19 protein-coding genes are annotated in these 18,647 nt (G+C 38.7%); all 19 read right to left on the reverse strand.

Translation table 11 applies throughout. The annotated features are described in order from the left end of the window. Positions 1–19: 19 nt before the first annotated feature. Positions 20–394: an ATP synthase subunit I gene (locus BLR36_RS08445; protein ID WP_093061313.1), complete on the reverse strand. Its 375-nt coding sequence runs from the start codon at positions 392–394 to the stop codon at positions 20–22. Positions 395–801: 407 nt separating this feature from the next. After that, a complete protein-coding gene (gene wecB, locus BLR36_RS08450) occupies positions 802–1,923 on the reverse strand; it encodes a non-hydrolyzing UDP-N-acetylglucosamine 2-epimerase (protein WP_093061314.1) in 1,122 nt (373 codons plus the stop codon). A gap of 170 nt (positions 1,924–2,093) precedes the next feature. Continuing rightward, the gene (upp, locus tag BLR36_RS08455) at positions 2,094–2,723 is read right to left on the reverse strand and encodes a uracil phosphoribosyltransferase (protein WP_093061315.1); all 630 of its coding nucleotides are present in this window, start codon (positions 2,721–2,723) and stop codon (positions 2,094–2,096) included. A 493-nt stretch (positions 2,724–3,216) separates the two neighbouring features. Then, positions 3,217–4,452 (reverse strand): serine hydroxymethyltransferase, encoded by a 1,236-nt coding sequence (gene glyA / locus BLR36_RS08460; protein ID WP_093061316.1) that lies wholly within the window; start codon positions 4,450–4,452, stop codon positions 3,217–3,219. A gap of 19 nt (positions 4,453–4,471) precedes the next feature. Beyond that, positions 4,472–5,017 carry a TIGR01440 family protein gene (locus tag BLR36_RS08465; protein WP_093061317.1) on the reverse strand — a complete coding sequence of 182 codons (546 nt, stop codon included), beginning with the start codon at positions 5,015–5,017 and terminating at the stop codon, positions 4,472–4,474. Positions 5,018–5,032: 15 nt separating this feature from the next. Then, on the reverse strand, positions 5,033–5,473 hold the full coding sequence (rpiB, locus tag BLR36_RS08470; RefSeq protein WP_093061318.1) for a ribose 5-phosphate isomerase B: 441 nt from the start codon (positions 5,471–5,473) through the stop codon (positions 5,033–5,035). A gap of 181 nt (positions 5,474–5,654) precedes the next feature. Then, entirely contained in the window at positions 5,655–6,968 is a 1,314-nt protein-coding gene (locus tag BLR36_RS08475; RefSeq protein WP_093061319.1) for a methyl-accepting chemotaxis protein, read from the reverse strand. Beyond that, positions 6,965–7,411 (reverse strand): low molecular weight protein arginine phosphatase, encoded by a 447-nt coding sequence (locus BLR36_RS08480; RefSeq protein WP_093061320.1) that lies wholly within the window; start codon positions 7,409–7,411, stop codon positions 6,965–6,967. The genes BLR36_RS08475 and BLR36_RS08480 overlap by 4 nt, the downstream gene beginning before the upstream one ends. 59 nt (positions 7,412–7,470) lie before the next feature. After that, the gene (locus tag BLR36_RS08485) at positions 7,471–7,974 is read right to left on the reverse strand and encodes a manganese efflux pump (protein WP_093061321.1); all 504 of its coding nucleotides are present in this window, start codon (positions 7,972–7,974) and stop codon (positions 7,471–7,473) included. Positions 7,975–8,037: 63 nt separating this feature from the next. Then, positions 8,038–9,066: an L-threonylcarbamoyladenylate synthase gene (locus BLR36_RS08490; protein ID WP_093061322.1), complete on the reverse strand. Its 1,029-nt coding sequence runs from the start codon at positions 9,064–9,066 to the stop codon at positions 8,038–8,040. 68 nt (positions 9,067–9,134) lie between these two features. Next, positions 9,135–9,665: a stage II sporulation protein R gene (locus tag BLR36_RS08495; protein WP_093061323.1), complete on the reverse strand. Its 531-nt coding sequence runs from the start codon at positions 9,663–9,665 to the stop codon at positions 9,135–9,137. A 202-nt stretch (positions 9,666–9,867) separates the two neighbouring features. After that, on the reverse strand, positions 9,868–10,731 hold the full coding sequence (gene prmC / locus BLR36_RS08500; protein ID WP_093061324.1) for a peptide chain release factor N(5)-glutamine methyltransferase: 864 nt from the start codon (positions 10,729–10,731) through the stop codon (positions 9,868–9,870). Then, positions 10,715–11,794 carry a peptide chain release factor 1 gene (prfA, locus tag BLR36_RS08505; RefSeq protein ID WP_093061325.1) on the reverse strand — a complete coding sequence of 360 codons (1,080 nt, stop codon included), beginning with the start codon at positions 11,792–11,794 and terminating at the stop codon, positions 10,715–10,717. The genes prmC and prfA overlap by 17 nt, the downstream gene beginning before the upstream one ends. A gap of 838 nt (positions 11,795–12,632) precedes the next feature. Then, the gene (locus BLR36_RS08510; RefSeq protein ID WP_093061326.1) at positions 12,633–13,205 is read right to left on the reverse strand and encodes a thymidine kinase; all 573 of its coding nucleotides are present in this window, start codon (positions 13,203–13,205) and stop codon (positions 12,633–12,635) included. Positions 13,206–13,333: 128 nt separating this feature from the next. Further along, positions 13,334–13,552 (reverse strand): 50S ribosomal protein L31, encoded by a 219-nt coding sequence (gene rpmE / locus BLR36_RS08515; protein ID WP_093061327.1) that lies wholly within the window; start codon positions 13,550–13,552, stop codon positions 13,334–13,336. A 437-nt stretch (positions 13,553–13,989) separates the two neighbouring features. After that, positions 13,990–15,273: a transcription termination factor Rho gene (gene rho, locus BLR36_RS08520; RefSeq protein WP_093061328.1), complete on the reverse strand. Its 1,284-nt coding sequence runs from the start codon at positions 15,271–15,273 to the stop codon at positions 13,990–13,992. Between the two features lie 274 nt (positions 15,274–15,547). Beyond that, positions 15,548–16,510: a class II fructose-bisphosphatase gene (glpX, locus tag BLR36_RS08525; RefSeq protein WP_093061329.1), complete on the reverse strand. Its 963-nt coding sequence runs from the start codon at positions 16,508–16,510 to the stop codon at positions 15,548–15,550. Between the two features lie 138 nt (positions 16,511–16,648). Further along, entirely contained in the window at positions 16,649–17,926 is a 1,278-nt protein-coding gene (locus BLR36_RS08530; protein WP_093061330.1) for a UDP-N-acetylglucosamine 1-carboxyvinyltransferase, read from the reverse strand. Positions 17,927–17,945: 19 nt separating this feature from the next. Beyond that, positions 17,946–18,593 (reverse strand): fructose-6-phosphate aldolase, encoded by a 648-nt coding sequence (fsa, locus tag BLR36_RS08535; RefSeq protein WP_093061331.1) that lies wholly within the window; start codon positions 18,591–18,593, stop codon positions 17,946–17,948. Positions 18,594–18,647: the final 54 nt, after the last annotated feature.

Here is an 18,647-nt window from a genome sequence, read left to right on the forward strand (position 1 = left end):
TCACCTCTCTTTCACATTCTCATTGCTGATTTTTTACATGAAACATAATACGTTCTACAACAAGCAGAACATAGGGAATCATTAATCCGATAACTGTACTGATCAGATGGAAATATTCTGGAAGGGCTAACGCTATTGCAACAGCTGCAACACCCGAGGCAAATCGGAATGTTGTACCTAAACCTGCTCGTCCTTTTCCACTTTCAAGTACACGATCAAATTTCTCCATTCTACGGACTAGAATCCAGAAATTATACAGACCAAATAAAGAACCGAGTGCCAAGCCCGCAAAAATTGTCGAATAAGGGGTTAAACCCCAGCCTAGCGCACAAACAGCAAGCAAAAAAAATAAATACTTCTTTTGCTTCGTAAATATACGTTGCATTTCTAGCATTGATCTTTAATCTCCTGAATCATATTTTCGAATGGTAGCAATTGCCGCCAGCATGTAACTGTAAAGTTAGCATGAAGACTTATTACTAGTAATACTGGAGTGGTTCTACTATGTTCATACACTTCTTTTGTGAATGAGATAGAACCGATAAGCTGTGAGAGAATCGCAGTATACAATGCTTTCCCTTTAATTGGACGTCTAATACGACGTAAAAAAGAATCTTCACATTTTTTCCTTATTAAGTAAAAACTGTGAATCTAGTAGAAAGTTAATCTGACTAGTGTTTCAAGCATGAAACCCCTATCATGATTATCCTTTGTAAGCATACAATAGGGGCAAATTGATGTCAATTGCTTAAAGAGAAAAACTTAGGAAAGTCAAATTTTCCGACATTTTATGGACAAATTTTATTTTCCTTCTTTTTGAAGGAAGTTAATTAAAATTTCAACGATTCTTTGAGAAGCTTTACCATCACCATAAGGATTGCTTGCTTGGGACATTGTCTTATAAGCTTCTTCATCAGATAGTAATTCATTTGTTAATTGGTAGATTGTTTCTTCATCTGTGCCAGCAAGTTTCAAGGTTCCCGCTTCAATTCCTTCTGGACGTTCGGTAGTATCTCGCAGCACAATAACTGGTTTACCCAGTGACGGAGCTTCTTCCTGCACACCACCAGAATCAGTCAATATTATATGAGAGCGTGCAGCGAAGTTATGGAAATCTAGAACTTCTAACGGTTCTATTAAATGAATTCGATCATTCTCTCCTAAAACTTCGTTGGCAATTTCTCTTACAGCTGGATTCATGTGTACTGGATAGATTACTTGTACATCTTCATGTTCTAAAAGCAATCTGTTAATAGCTCGGAACATATTACGCATAGGTTCACCTAAATTTTCGCGTCGATGAGCAGTTAATAGAATGATTCTACTCCCTTTAAGTTTTTCTAATATTGGGTGAGTATAATCTTCTTTTACTGTTGTTTTCAGTGCATCAATAGCAGTATTACCAGTAACAAAGATAGAGTCTTTGTCCTTGTTCTCTTCTATTAAATTTCTTTCAGATTTCACCGTTGGAGAAAAGTGAATATCTGCCATTACACCAGTTAACTGACGGTTCATTTCTTCTGGAAATGGCGAAAACTTATTCCATGTGCGTAATCCTGCTTCTACATGTCCAATAGCTATTTGGTTATAAAACGCTGCTAAACTTGCCACAAATGTAGTAGAAGTATCTCCATGAACAAGCACGATATCAGGTTTCGCTTCCTTCATCACTTTGTCCAAGCCTTCAAGCGCTCTAGTAGTTATATCTACTAATGTTTGACGATCTTTCATCATATTTAAGTCGAAATCTGGTTTTATGTTAAATGTATCCAATACTTGATCAAGCATTTGACGATGTTGAGCAGTCACCGTCACCAGTGATTCAATCTCTTCAGGATGTTTTTGAAGTTCTAGAACTAGTGGCGCCATTTTAATTGCCTCTGGTCTCGTACCAAAAATCGTCATTACTTTATATTTACGCATGAAATACAAACTCTCCTTTTATCCCGGTTTTACGGGCTGTAATACCCCCACCTCAGCTTTGGTGAGAGAAAATCGAGAAAAATAAGTTGGGGGATAAACAGCCTGTAAATCCCCGATTGTTCAACTAACCAACAGCGGAGATGTAGAACCCCACCGATGGAAGTTTCACTTTATTTTGTACCAAACAATCTGTCACCTGCATCGCCTAATCCAGGGACGATATATCCGTGATCATTTAGCTTTTCATCAAGAGCAGCGATATAAATATCTACGTCCGGATGCGCTTGTTGAAGAGCTTCTACTCCTTCGGGTGCTGCGATTAAACACATAAATTTAATGCTAGTAGCCCCACGAGTTTTTAAAGAGTTTACAGCTTCAATTGCTGAACCACCTGTAGCTAACATTGGATCGACTAATATGAAATCACGTTCCGCTACATCTGCTGGAAGTTTTACGTAATATTCTACCGGCTTTAATGTTTTGGGATCGCGATATAGTCCGATATGCCCTACCTTTGCAGCTGGGATTAGCTTAAGAATTCCATCAACCATTCCTATTCCAGCACGTAATATAGGAACTATCCCAATTTTTTTCCCAGCAAGCACTTTAGATTTTGTAAGTTGCACTGGAGTTTCTACTTCTGTTTCCTCCAATGGCATTTCACGCGTAATCTCAAATGCCATGAGTGAAGCAACTTCATCCACTAATTCACGAAATTCCTTCGTGCCTGTATTCACATCGCGAATATATGTAAGTTTGTGTTGAATTAGGGGGTGATCAAATACAAATACTTTCGGCATATTAAGATGCTCCTTTGTGTTTTATTTAAATTCTACTAATTATAACAAAAAACGCAGGATACTTACAGTAATCCTACGTTTTTAATATTGCGTCTATTTGAGCTGGTAATCTTGAGATAAGTAATACTTTCTTCTCGAATGTGCGCTAAAGCATTATCATGAGGTAGAATTTTCTATTACTAGCTAGAGGTGGTAAACATTCCCTTCCGAGAGTAAATCTTCGTAAAGAGCGAGTAAGTAACTGTGGTCCGCTAGAAAACTCTAGCGAACGAGACTAAACAACCTGTCTCCGAGAGTAAACAACATTATCTCTCCATTTTCCAGATTATCACATACTTTATTTTCTATTCTGGTGATCTTTCTTTACTTTCCAGTGATTCCTTTCAACATTCAGGTGATTCTAGTAAACTTTGCCGCGTTTCTCTCTTAAAACTGTCTGATAGAGAAAAAGCCAGCTACTATTGCGAAGTAGCTGGCTTAGTTATATATTGGTTTATTCGTATAATGGGAAGTTACTTGTTAAAGTAGCGACTCTCTCTTTTGCTTCTTTTAGTACTTCTGCATCCTCGTTATTTTTTAATAGTTTAGCAATGATAGATGCGATTTCTTTCATTTCTGCTTCTTTAAATCCACGAGATGTAACAGCTGGAGTACCAATACGGACACCAGAAGTGATGAACGGACTTGCTGTATCAAATGGGATTGTGTTTTTATTGACAGTAATGCCCACTTCGTCCAGGACATGCTCTGCCACTTTTCCTGTTAATCCTAGAGCAGATACGTCTAATAGCATAACGTGGTTGTCGGATCCACCAGAAACGATACGGATACCTTCTGCAGTAAGAGCTTCTGCTAATGCTTGCGAATTGGCAATTACTTGTTTTTGGTATTCTTTAAATTCTGGCTTTAGCGCTTCACCAAATGCAACTGCTTTAGCTGCGATTACGTGCATTAATGGGCCACCTTGAATTCCTGGGAAAATTGTTTTATCAATTTTCTTTGCAAACTCTTCAGTCGTTAAGATTAATCCACCACGTGGTCCACGTAATGTTTTGTGTGTAGTAGATGTTACGAAATGCGCATGAGGTACTGGGTTCGGATGAAGACCAGCTGCTACTAAACCGGCGATATGCGCCATATCTACAAATAGGTATGCTCCAATTTCGTCTGCGATTTCACGGAATTTAGCGAAGTCGATTGTGCGTGAATATGCACTTGCTCCAGCTACGATCATTTTCGGCTTGTGCTCTAATGCGATTCTACGAACTTCTTCATAGTCAATTAGTTCCGTTTCTTTGTTAACACCGTACTCGATAAAGTTATATTGAATACCACTAAAATTAACTGGAGAACCGTGCGTTAAATGTCCACCATGGGATAAATTCATACCTAGAATTGTATCTCCTTGTTGTAGAGCAGTCATGTAAACTGCCATATTCGCTTGAGAACCTGAATGTGGTTGGACATTGGCATGTTCAGCACCAAAGATTTCTTTCAGACGATCACGTGCAATATTTTCCACTACATCTACATGCTCACAGCCACCATAGTAGCGTTTACCAGGGTAACCTTCTGCATATTTATTGGTAAGTACAGAGCCTTGCGCTTCCATTACAGCTTCTGATACGAAGTTTTCTGATGCGATTAACTCGATATTCGCTTGTTGACGCTTTTTCTCTGCTAACATTGCCTCATATACTGCTGGATCTTGTGATAAAATTTTCTCCACTATTCGTTCCTCCTCGAATTCATCCGTAAAATGCACGTTCTCCGCCGATTAGCTTTGGACGTGTTTTCGCAATCGATACGATTGCTTCCCCAATTTTCTTTATGGACAAACGAATTGGTACAGCAACTGGTTGAAGCTGCATACCAATCAAGGTTTGTCCTATATCAATGCCTGCATGTGCACTTACATGCTCGACTACAACAGGGTCATTAAAATGTGAGTACGCATACGCAGACATGGAACCGCCTGCACGAACTACTGGAATAACCGTAACTTCGGGTAATCTATATAGTGTCTGAGTTTTTCTTTCCATCGTTATGGCGCGGTTAATATGCTCGCAGCCTTGAAAAGCTAAATGGATTTTATTACGTGTTGCAAATGCTTGTAAAGGGGCGAATAAAACCTCGGCAACTTCTAATCCGCCTGCAGTTCCAATTTTTTCACCAATAATTTCGGAGGTCGAACATCCAACGACAAATAAATCATTTTCATGAAACTCGATTTGCTGCTCCACTTCTAAGAGAAGTTGTTCGATTTGTTCTTCCCACAAACTTTTTGCTTCCATAAGGAATCCCTTCTTCTATGCGTTTTCTATTTCAGTAATTTTTTCAACTCGGCGTACATGACGTCCGCCTTCAAAATCCTGTTCAAGCCAAGTGGAAACTATTTCTCTTGCATGCCCTGCTCCAATCACACGTTCACCCATTGCAAGTACATTGGAATCATTGTGATTTCTAGTAGCCTTCGCGGAAAATACATCATGCACTAATGCACATCGGATACCTTTTACTTTGTTGGCAGCAATAGACATACCAATACCAGTACCACAGATTAAAATACCACGATCGAAATCGCCATTTGCCACACCCTCTGCTACAGGTTTAGCAAAGTCAGGGTAATCAACAGAATCGTTACTTTTTGGTCCAAAATCTTCATAGGATAATCCTAATTCTTCTAGTAGCTGCATTATTTCCTGGCGAAGATTATTTCCGCCATGATCGGAAGAAATCGCAATTTTCAAGTCGTTCCCTCTTTTCTGTTTAATACTCTCCAACATCATACCATTTTTCTATAGAAAAAAACACAACTCACGCAAAGTGAGTTGCATTATTTTTAATTTATTTGAATAATTTATGAAAATTCAAAAGGAAAATGACCTTTTTCAGAATTTTTTTCACTAAAACACGAACATTAAATGATATTTATATCAAATCGGTCGTTTTTCGATCGAATTGACATATTACTTCATATAACTCTTCTGATTGTTGCTTTAACCCGATTGATACCGATTCAATTTGCTCGATAGAACGAGCTTGTTCATCCGTAGCACTGCGAACCTCTTGTGCTCCTGCTGATGTTTGCTCGGCGATGGCCGCTACTTCCTGTGACTGACGTGCTGTGCTTTCAATATTTGTTAATTGTTTTTCTACTAAAGAGGAAATTTCCACAACGGATTCTGCCATCTCATGAATTTTTGTAGACATTCCTTCTATTGCTTCATTAGTTTCTGAAACGCGTTTAGCCTCGCCCACTGCAAAGCTTACTTGATCCGTCATTTGGCGGACAACTGTTTGTACATCTGTTTGTATAGCTAAAATCAGCTCTGAAATACCTTGTACGGCTTTCGCACTTTCATCAGCGAGTTTACGGACTTCTTCCGCTACGACTGCAAATCCTTTTCCATGCTCTCCAGCACGCGCTGCTTCGATCGATGCATTTAGTGCCAATAAATTGGTTTGTGCTGCAATATCTCCTACTAATTGAATAATACTTTCCACTTTTCCTGCATTCTCTTCTAACTGATGAACATTCCCAAGGGCTGCCTCACTGCCAGAAGCTATTTTTTGAATCCCATTAACTAGTGAATGAATAACTTCTGTAGTTTGAGATAACCCAGTAATCATTTCGTTGGATTGTTCCGAAGATTTTACTGCACGGTAATTTACTTCTGATGCTAATACTCGTACATCTTCTACTGATTCAGCCGTTTCTTGAACTGCTACTGCGGAGTGTTCTGCACCCTCTGAAATTTGTGCTATCGTATGCGCAATCGCTTCCGCTTGCTCTGATGCAATAGAGGATTCTACTGAAAGCTGTTGTACGGTTTTGTTAGTTTTCTCAAAGTTATCTTCAATACCTTTTACCACATCTCTTAAGTTCTCGAGCATTGCCTGAAATGCGATCGCCACTGATTGTATCTCGTCTTTCGATTTCGGCACCTTAACATCAACACCAATTTTTCCCTCTGATGCCAAAATTGCGACTTTTTCTAAGTTGAATAAAGGCTTAATAATTAGTCCACTGAAAAAATACGCTAATAGTCCAGACCAAAAAATTCCGAGTGCGTAGGTAATAACCTCAAACTTCCAAGAACCTGTCGCGTCATCAAAAATAAGTGGTTGTACAAAGTTTATAAATAGAGCGCTAGTTGTATACGTTATCAATGCTAAAATCGTCACAAATAGCACAATTTTCTTTTGAATTCCAAAAGTGTGCTTTTTCTTTTTTCCGTTCATCCAATTTCCCCCTGTAGTTTGTTCACTAGTTCATTTGTTAATACTTGCAGCTCTTTAAAGGTACCTTCATATGTATTTAAATCTCCCCCATACGGATCCGATACATCCTGAATATCATTAGGGGTGACAAATTCTTTATACATATAAACTTTCGAAATTGCGTGAGGGAAACCTAAAATAATTGCGTGCTTGTGTGAGGCAGTCATCGTTAAAATCAGATCAGCCCAGTCAACTAATGATTCATTTATTGCAGATGATGAATGCGTATATGGAATCATCTCTCGCTCTAATACTAATTGACTATTTTGAGATATTGGTCCGCCATCCATAGCGTAGATGCCTGCGGAGCGAACCTCTAGACCATCTATGTTTTGAGACTTTAATAACGCTTCAGCAATCGGACTCCGACATGTGTTACCAGTGCAAACAAACAGAATATTCATAGATCTATTTCCTCATCTCTAGTATATATTAATTAGTCCTATAATTGTTTTATAATTTGTTAAATATTTCGTAACGTGAGAATACCCATTAACAAAATAAGCATACCTGCTAACCTTAAAATAATCGCTCGGTTCATAAAAGTATATTTAAATATAACCTTTTGTGCTATAAATACTGCAACATAAGAAAAGAATCCCGCACTTAATATGAACGCAAACTTTTCTAGTTTAAGCATACCAAACGAAACACTTACTGAAAAGGTATCTAGACTTGCAAATACTGCAAGTAAATATGGAGACAGAAGTGGCACCTGTTTTGGAGATTGAGCTAAAATCATTTGTAATCCTACAAGCGACAAAAGAATACCCGACAAATAAGGACTTGCATACGCCAAATAATTTTGTACGACCACACCCGCATAATACCCGATTAACGGAAAAAGCATATGTAAGGATGCCACCCATGCAGCCAATGTAAAAATTTGCTTTCGATATAAGATTAATGAAAATAAAATAAGTACATCCACAGACATTAAGGCGCCTGCTAAAATTTCACGCCACAAAAAAATCTCCCCCGTCTATTTGCATACTTAAATGTATGCAAATAGTCGAGCGAGAATACGATATTAGTTACGAAACCAATTTCCATTTGCTGCTTTTTCCAGACGGTTCATAATAGCCCTTCCGACCCCTTTTTTAGAAAGAACCGGTACAAGTATGATTTCGACGTCTGTTTCGTCACAATCTCTTAGTGCCTGGTACAGTAAATGTGCAGCATCATCTAGTTGATTTTCATTGCCCAATGAAAAGAAGTAATCTACTTGCACCTGGTTAAATGAATCACTTGCTATTATTGCTACTTTTTTCTGTTCATTATGTATTTTTTCTACTGCTTCTTGAACTTTTTGTATAGAAGCTTCTATGAGAAATACTGGAGAATCAGGTGCATAATGTGCATATTTCATCCCCGGTGCACGTGGTGCTTCTTCATGATCTGTCGGTTTTGCTTCCCCTACAGGACCAATAACTTTTTCTAACATTTCTTTTGTTATACCACCTGGACGAAGAATAGTAGGAATTTCCCCTACAAAATCGATCACTGTAGATTCTAAACCGATACCTGTTGTACCGCCATCTAATATTAGTGGGATTTTCCCGTTCAAATCATGATACACATGTGCAGCCTTCGTCGGACTTGGCTTGCCGCTTTTATTTGCACTAGGAGCAGCAACGGGTTGCTTTAGCTGTTTTAATAACTCCAATGCTACTGGATGTTCTGGCATTCTTACACCTACTGTGGGAAGACCAGCACTCACATTTTCAGCCAATGAGCCTGCTTTTAGCGGCAGAATAAGGGTTAATGGACCTGGCCAAAATGTTTCCATACACACTTCTGCAAGCTTTGGTATATCGTGAGTAAACTCCTTTATCTCCTCTTTAGAACCTATGTGGACTATAAGTGGATTATCCTGTGGTCTGCCTTTTGCTTCGAATATTTTAGCTACAGCTACTTCACTTGTAGCAATGGCACCTAATCCGTATACAGTTTCCGTTGGAAAAGCTACCACTTCTCCATTTGTCAACAAATCCACAGCCTGTGCATAACTGAACTTATCTGCGGATAAATTATCCACAATCGAGATTATTGTTTTCATTTGATTTTTTCTCCTTTCATCAGGACTTGTCCACAGATTGTTAATAACTTTCATGTTATTGTTAGTAACTATGTGGAAAACTTCTTTTTTAACCATTCCCAAACCCAAAATTTAGGCTTTTCTTTCTCAACCTCTTCTTTATAGCACACTTTTGGGAAAAGCGCGCACCACCAATTATCCCCTCTTGCGTTACCAATGGAAATTACAATGGATTCGGTCATCAATTGCGAGGAGATTCCTTGGTTCAAAACTTTCGGCGGAAAGATAGCCTCCCCTTTAGTAATTGTGATAGTTGTATCCAGTTTATTTGAAAGCTTATTAACAACCTGTTCTAATTCGTTGTACGTTTCTTGTGGATTATTTTCATATTTTAGTAAAATCGGCTCTATATGATGCTTCACGTTATTTTTCACTTGTTGATCTTCGATTGTATTGCTATTTGCTATTAAACGGAAACGAATACCCTCTACTTCTTCTCCCTGTGGAAAGAGCAAAAATAAACAAAACTGAATTAATAACAGCATCCAAACAAAGAAAATAACTGCGTCTATTTGTTTACCAATGCTCGGCGCTTTTTTAATCTCGTAATCTGGTAACATATAACATTCCCCCTTAGGAACATTGTTACCAGTAGATTCATATTTTATTCAGTGATTAGGCGAATTTCATAATTATTTATTATTAAAATCCGAACACCTCCCACTGCAGTTGCCGCCTGTCGCTTCAATTAATAACATCGACTATTATAACCAGATTATTAAATGCAAAACACTATATTATTGAGATGTTTAATTATGCGACTTAATTGATTGTACAAAATACAAATCTATCTTTTTTGTTAATATCTTGAACAACTTCGACAAGTGAGTGTGGGAATGCATGTTGAAGCATTTTTTGAACGGCTGGACCTTGCTCGTAGCCAATTTCAAACCCTATGAAGCTTGGTGTATTCATCATACCTGGAAGCTGCTCGGCCATTTTTCTATATAGCTGTAAACCATCCTCTTCTGCAAATAAAGCTAAATGTGGTTCATAATCTATCACCGTATCTGATAGACTTTCTGCTTCATGTGCTCCGATATAGGGAGGATTCGATAAGATAACATCCCATTTTTGCTTGGCAATTGGTGCTAGTAAATCCCCTTGCCTAAATTCAACCTCTGCTTTTAAGCGCACGCTATTTTGTTTAGCAACGGTTAATGCTTCTGGAGATATATCTGTGGCAGTCACATTGACATTAGGTATTTCTTTCTTTATGGTCAACGCTATCGCACCACTACCGGTTCCAATATCAGCAATTTTTATAGGTTGGCTTACTTCAAAAAGTTTAGCCGTCCGTTTTTTGACTTCTTCTATCAATTCTTCTGTTTCTGGTCTTGGTATCAAGACATGTTCGTTCACTAAAAAGTCACGACCGTAAAAACTCTCCTGGCCAATAATGTATTGAAAAGGGCGTCCGGTAGCATGTTCGTCAACATACCCCCAAAAGGTTTTGAATGCTACTGGAGTTATTTCATCGTATATCGTCATCATTAAATCAGAGTATTTTTTTTGTAAGACGTGCTGCAATAAGTAGCGAGCAACTTCTTTTTCTCGGTTATTTTCCTCTAAAAAAGAAGAAGCCCGTTTTAGGGCCTCAAAATTTGTTTTACACATTCGTATCATTCATTCTCTCTAATTTTTCTGCTTGATCTTCCATGATTAATGCATCAATCACTTCATCCATCTTACCTTCTAGGACCTGATCAAGTTTTTGCAAAGTCAATCCGATGCGGTGATCTGTTACACGATTTTGCGGATAGTTATAAGTGCGAATTCGTTCGGAACGGTCACCCGTACCAACTGCCGATTTACGAACTGCATCGTATTCTGCTTGTGCTTCTTGGCGGAATTTATCCGCTACACGTGCACGAAGAATTTTCATTGCTTTTTCTCTGTTTTTGATTTGCGATTTTTCGTCCTGCATCGAAACAGTAATTCCTGTAGGTAAATGTGTCATACGAACTGCTGACATCGTAGTATTTACCGATTGTCCCCCAGCACCAGATGATGCGAATGTATCTACGCGAACATCCTTTTCATGGATATCCACATCTACTTCTTCTGCTTCCGGAAGTACGGCAACCGTAGCCGTAGAAGTATGAATACGACCACCAGATTCTGTTTCAGGAACACGCTGTACTCTGTGTGCCCCATTTTCATATTTCATTTTTGAAAAGGCATTATTTCCGTTAATCATAAAGATGATTTCTTTGAAGCCGCCTAGACCCGTTGGACTGGACTCCATCACATCGATTTTCCAGCCTTGCGTTTCTGCGAATCTGCTATACATGCGGAACAGATTTCCCGCAAACAACGCAGCTTCATCTCCACCCGCAGCTCCACGAATTTCCATAATAACGTTTTTATCATCATTTGGGTCTTTTGGAATCAATAGCAGTCTTAGTCGCTCTTCCAATACTTCGATTTGCTTTTCTAGATCACTGACTTCTTCTTTCACCATTTCGCGCATATCTGCATCTAGCTTTTCCTCAAGCATTTGCTTGGAGTCTTTGTATTGGCTTTTAACCTCTTTGTATTCACGGTATGCATCTACAGTTGATTGCAAATCCGATTGTTCTTTTGAGTATTCTCTTAGCTTATTTAAATCATTAACCACATCAGGGTCACTAAGCAATTCATTTAAATTATTGTAACGATCTTCTACCGATTGTAATCGATCAAACATCGAGCTCACCTCGTTCGTTTAAGTCTATATCATTCCTATTATAAAGAAAAAGTTACATTCCCGCTACTTTTTCTGTAAAGGTTTTGGTTGTTTGAGATAAATATTAAGAAAAATGCAATTTCCTTTAAGTTCATTACCTGTTTCTATCTTTTTTGCAGGGCTTTTGACAGACGTTTCGCTATATTATTACCGAGTGAAGTTTTAGGATGCTGGGTTAGTTGTGACGAACGTCACAACTAACCCAGCATCCCTTTTTTCGGTAATCTTATGGCGTTTGTCTCTCCTTCGCCCTTCACAACTTTCTTAAACAGGTTAGTGCATTTTTGGAAATTCGAGAAAAGATACTTTGCTATTCGTAAAGGAAGCTCTCGAAGATACAATTTCGTTCGCTTTTTCGGTTCTTTACTTAGTAAACACTTACTATTTGACTGTATTTCCACTAGATGAAAGTAAAACTACTTTGTACATCCTTCATTATAGAATAGTATCCTAATTCAGCAGATAGTTTAATCACTATATTAACTTTGCCTGCTCTTATCAGCTAAGCGATTAACTGTGAAAAATCTTTTTGTTAAGTACTGCTCACTTAATTGATTGAAGTGAAAGGTGGCGACTCCTGCGGGAAAAGCGTTAGACGAAGACCCCGCAGCGAAGCGAGGAGGCTGAGACAACGCCCGCGGAAAGCGTCCGCCTGAAACGGAAATCAGCAGTATGATTAATTTATTAGATTCTATTTTTCAAAAATATTGCAACACTTTCTAAAGGCATACCAAATTTTATACTTCTTATTCATAAAAAAACCACCTCAAACAAATGAATGAAGTGGATTAATAATATCTTAAAGTGGTGGATTGGCGTGACATTTTCTGCATACTGGATAGTAAGAGTCGTTACCACCTATTTGAATTTGTTCACCTGTGTACACGGGTTTACCACTGTCATCTACACGTAAATTCATGATTGCTTTTTTGTGACAGAACCAGCAAATGGTTTTCATCTCTTCAATTTTGTCTGCGTAGATAAGCATGTAGCGGCTACCCTCAAAAAGTTCATTTTGGAAGTCATTTTTTAGTCCGAATCCCATTACCGGAATATCTAATTCATCCACAATTCTTGTAAGCTGTAGGACATGTTCCTTTGATAGGAACTGTACTTCGTCGATTAGGACACAGTATGGTTTTGGGGATTCTGCTTGAACTAATTCAAATAAGTTTGTTTCATTATAGATAGCTGTTGCCTTTCTTCTCAATCCGATTCTACTAGAAACATGACCTACTTCGTCACGTGTATCTATGCCTGGAGTGAATATTAAAACAGGTTTGTTTTGTTCCTCGTAATTATGAGCAACTTTTAAGATTTCGATTGATTTCCCACTATTCATTGCTCCGTGTTTATAAAATAATTGTGCCATGATATGTCTCCTTGTGTACTATGTATTTATTCTATTTATTTATATCATACGTGTACGATTATCGGAAATCCTATTTTCCTTAAAACAAAAATACCTGCAAAGCATGAGGCTCTACAGGTATTTCGGTATTAGTTTTCTTTGTTTTCTTCTTTAATGCCGTATTTTTTGTTGAAGCGATCAACACGGCCATCAGCTGCTGCGAATTTTTGACGCCCAGTGTAAAATGGGTGACATTCGTTACAGAACTCGACTTTAATGTCAGCTTTTACAGAACCAGTTGTGAATGTGTTACCACATGAACATGATACTGTTGCTTCTTTGTAATCGGGATGAATTCCTGCTTTCATCTCTATCTCTCCTCTCGCCCTGAACCATCTGGAACAGAGTTGGTTATGAAACTGATACCTTACACGATCCGATTGATGTCAACCGCATATGTAGCAGAAATGTATGATGTTACGTTAAATATAATATCATCTTTGATAGTCGAATGCAAATGATTAATTTTATAATGACAAAAAGTAGATTTACGCTTCAGGCGGACGCTTTCCGTGGGCACGGCTTCAATCTCCTCGTCACTTCGAAAAAATATGCTCCTGCGGTTACTCGTCGCAAAGACATTGGTCAAACAAAGTTCGACCAATGTCTTTCCTGCGGGGCTTTCAGCTCGTGCTGTTCCCACTGGAGTCGCCGCCTTCCGCTTCAATCAACAGAATCCAATATATATTAATGAATAACTATATGCAAAATCTTTCAACATTTGTACTCTCTATTAATATAGAAATTAAAGGGTTACTTTTCCACTTCGGTGGGCTTTCATTTCTACTGCTAGTTGCTCAAAAAATGCTTCGTTTGTTTTTGATAGGCGAAGTTTTTTCAAGAAGCGTTCACCAAAGTCAGATGAATCGGAGAATGTTTTACGAATTGCCCAAAGTTTATCCAACTGTTCTTTTGGAATAAGTAGCTCTTCTTTTCTCGTTCCAGAACGACGAATATCGATAGCTGGGAAAATACGACGCTCTGCCAAACTTCTGTCCAAATGAAGCTCTAAGTTACCAGTTCCTTTAAATTCCTCATAAATCACTTCGTCCATACGAGATCCAGTATCGACTAACGCAGTAGCAAGAATAGTTAAGCTACCACCTTCCTCAATATTACGCGCCGCACCAAAAAAACGTTTTGGGCGATGAAAAGCTGCAGGGTCAATACCACCTGAAAGTGTACGACCGCTTGGCGGAATAACTAAGTTGTAGGCACGAGCTAAACGTGTAATGGAGTCCATCAAGATGATCACGTCACGTTTATGTTCAACCAAACGCATTGCTCTTTCCAGTACAAGTTCAGCCACTTTTACGTGGTTTTCCGGAACCTCATCGAATGTAGAGCTTACTACGTCTGCTTTGACGGAACGCTCAATATCAGTTACTTCCTCAGGACGCTCATCTATTAATAAAACAATTAGTTCTGCATTTGGATGATTCGTAGTTATTGCATTGGCAATTTCTTTAATAAGTAATGTTTTACCAGCTTTCGGTGGTGCCACAATCAATCCACGTTGACCATAACCAACAGGTGCTACTAGATCCATGATGCGAGTTGATAGCTTATCAGGAACCGTTTCCAATTTAATATGACGATCCGGATATAAAGGTGTTAGACCAGGAAAATGCACTCTTTCCTTTGCAACTTCAGGGTCTTCTCCGTTTACTAACTCGACATGCAGTAGTCCATAATAGCGTTCACTTTCTTTTGGTGGGCGTACTTTTCCTGTTACTTTGTCGCCATTTCGAAGGTCAAATCTTCTAATTTGAGACGCGGATATATAAATGTCCTCTGAGCTAGGCGAATAGTTTATCGGACGTAAGAAACCGAATCCTTCTTGTTGAATAATTTCTAGTACGCCTTCCATGAAGAAAAATCCCTCTTGTTCGGCACGAGATTTTAAGATTGCAAAAATAAGTTCTTTTTTTGAAAGTTTACTATATGCAGCTACTTTAAATTTACGAGCAAGTGTATAAAGTTCTTTCAGAGTCATGTTTTCTAACTCATTAATTGTTGTTTGTGTCATATGGGGATGCACCACTCTTTAATATATTTTATTGTTTCACTCATTTTGAAATGTTAGAGAAAGAAGTTTTATAAGAGGTTACCCGACGCCTTATAATAGGTCGTCGGGTAAAACATAAGGAAAGTTTCTTATTTTATCCTGGTTTAACAGGCTGTAATACCCCACCTCAAATTTTGAGCAAGAAAAATTGGTGGGATAAACAGCCTGTAAATCCCCGATTGGTTCAACTAACCATCAGTGGATGAAGAATCCCCCCTCTGATGGAAGTTTCACTTTATAGTACTAAGTTAGGCTTTTTGTTTAGACTGTGACGACCTTCCACAAATCGAACTGTACCTGATTTAGCACGCATTACAATCGAATGAGTTGAACTGAAGGCACCTTTAAATTGAACTCCACGAAGAAGTTCCCCGTCCGTAACACCTGTTGCTGCAAAAATTGCGTCGTCGCCTTTTACTAAGTCTTCCATACGTAGAACTTTGTTTACGTCTAGACCCATCTTGATGCAACGAGCTAACTCTGCCTCATCTTGAGGTATAAGCTTTCCTTGAATTTCTCCACCTAAACATTTTAATCCTACAGCAGAAATAACTCCCTCTGGAGCTCCGCCCATTCCGAATAAAATATCTACACCTGTATCATCAAACGCTGTATTAATAGCTCCTGCAACATCACCATCTGTAATTAGCTTTATACGTGCTCCCGCTGATCTGATTTCATCGATGATTTTTTGGTGACGAGGACGCCCCAAAATAGTAGCCACAACATCTTCAATGTTTTTATTTTTTGCACGAGCAACTGCTTTTAGATTATCTAAAACGGAAGCATTAATATCCACTTGTCCTACAGATTCTGGCCCAACGGCAAGTTTATCCATATACATATCTGGAGCATGAAGTAAGTTTCCACGATCGGCAACTGCAAGTACAGCAAGCGCATTCCAACCACCTGAGGCTACAATATTTGTACCTTCTAAAGGATCTACTGCGATGTCTACGTGAGGACCGTCTGTGCCCAGACCTAGTTTTTCTCCGATATATAACATCGGTGCCTCGTCCATCTCCCCTTCTCCAATTACAACTACGCCTTCCATAGGAATCGTATCAAAAACGGTACGCATTGCAGTTGTTGCTGCATCATCCGCTTCGTTTTTTAAACCTCTTCCCATCCAACGTGCAGATGCGATTGCTGCTGCTTCTGTTACCCGAACCAATTCCATTGATAAACTACGTTCCATTATTATATAAGCCTCCAGTTTTGCTTTATCCGAATTCCGAACTATATTTCTTCCTGTCTCATTGTAGCATATTTGTCAAACTTGATAAGTAACAATTATCCAAAAAACTTTTAACAAAAAATCAAAATAAGTTGAATATTAATCATTATTTACTTCCACTTCTTTAACTTCTACTCGTCTTATATCTGCACCAAGCCCTTGAAGCTTATCTACTAAAGAACTATACCCACGTTCTATATGGAATATATCTTGAATTTCTGTTTCTCCATCAGCAAGTAACCCTGCAATAACAAGCGCCGCGCCCGCACGAAGATCGCTTGCACGCACAGTAGCAGCCTCCAAGCTCGTTGGACCTGTAATGACGGCAGTTCTACCATCCACACGCCCATTTGCATTCATCCGACGCAATTCATCGATTTGTTTAAAACGAGCGGAGTATATAGTATCCGTGATTACAGATGTGCCTGTTGCTTGGGTCATTAATACTGAAAATGGTTGCTGAAGATCCGTTGGAAAACCTGGATATACGAGTGTTTTTACATCTACAGGTAATAATTCTTCTACTTTAGGAATGACTATTTTTTCTTCATATTCTTCCACTCTTACTCCCATTTCACGAAGCTTAGCAGTTAGCGCCTCCACGTGAAAAGGAATCACATTGTCAATCGTAATGCCATCGCCAGCTACCGCTGCCATAATCATAAATGTACCAGCTTCAATACGGTCTGGAATAATCGTGTGCTTTGTACCATGTAATTCTTCTACACCATCAATTCGAATAACATTCGTTCCAGCACCTTTAATATTCGCACCCATATTAGATAGTAATGTTGCTACGTCAATAATTTCGGGTTCTTTTGCTGCGTTTTCAATAATCGTACGACCTTTTGCTTTAACGGCTGCTAGCATAATATTTATAGTAGCTCCTACGCTTACTACATCTAAGTAGATTTTAGCACCGACTAAGTTTTGTGCACGCAAATAAATGGCACCATGCTCATTTGATACGGATGCACCTAATGCTTCGAAGCCTTTAATATGCTGATCTATAGGTCTTGGGCCTAAGTGACAGCCTCCCGGTAAACCTATTGCCGCTTTGTTAAATCTTCCAAGCAGGGCACCCATTAAATAGTATGAAGCACGAAGTTTCTTAATGTTGCCATTTGGTAGAGGCATATCCACAACATTTGTCGGATCAATCGTCATTGTTCCATTTTCAAATGTTACTTTAGCTCCTACTTCCTCTAAAATATCTTTTAACGTCCACACGTCTAAAATTTCTGGTAAACCTTCGATAGTGACAGGGGAATTTGCCAATAAAGAAGCAGGAATTAGCGCCACCGCACTATTTTTCGCCCCACTTACTTTAATGGTTCCTTGAAGGCGTTGTCCCCCTTTTATTTTATAAACTTCCATACAGTTCTCCCTCGTCTTGTTACTCGCTTTTACGATTGTTCCAATCCGCTAGAAATCCTTCAATCCCTTTGTCTGTTAAAGGATGATTAAATAGTTGTTGAAGTACTTTAAAAGGTGTTGTTGAAATATGTGCGCCGTTTAGAGCTGCATCGGTAATATGTTGAGGATGTCTAATAGATGCCGCAATAATTTCAGTATCAATGTTATGAATATCAAAGATTTGTGCAATCTTAGCAATTAATTCCATACCATCATGTCCGATATCGTCTAAGCGACCTAAAAATGGCGATACGTAGGTTGCCCCAGCTCGTGCTGCTAGCAATGCTTGGTTAGCACTGAAAATAAGTGTTACATTCGTTTTAATACCTTCTGAACGGAATACTGAACAAGCTTTAAGACCCTCTGGAGTCATTGGTAGTTTTACAGTAATATTCGGTGCAATGGCAGCAAGTTCTCTACCTTCTTTAATCATACCTTCTGCATCTAATGCAATTACTTCTGCACTAACCGACCCGTCTACTAATGCAGTAATTTCACGCAGGCGATCGTGGAATGAGATATTTTCTTTTGCTACTAGTGATGGATTCGTTGTTACTCCTGATAGAATCCCCCAAGCGTGTGCTTCTTTAATTTCTTCAAAATTGGCAGTATCGATAAAAAATTTCATATGATTAATATCCTCCTCATGATGGAAAAACAGGAGAAGGTTCCTTTGAACACT

It is taken from the genome of Psychrobacillus sp. OK028 (assembly GCF_900103605.1).
Taxonomy (GTDB): Bacteria; Bacillota; Bacilli; order Bacillales_A; family Planococcaceae; genus Psychrobacillus.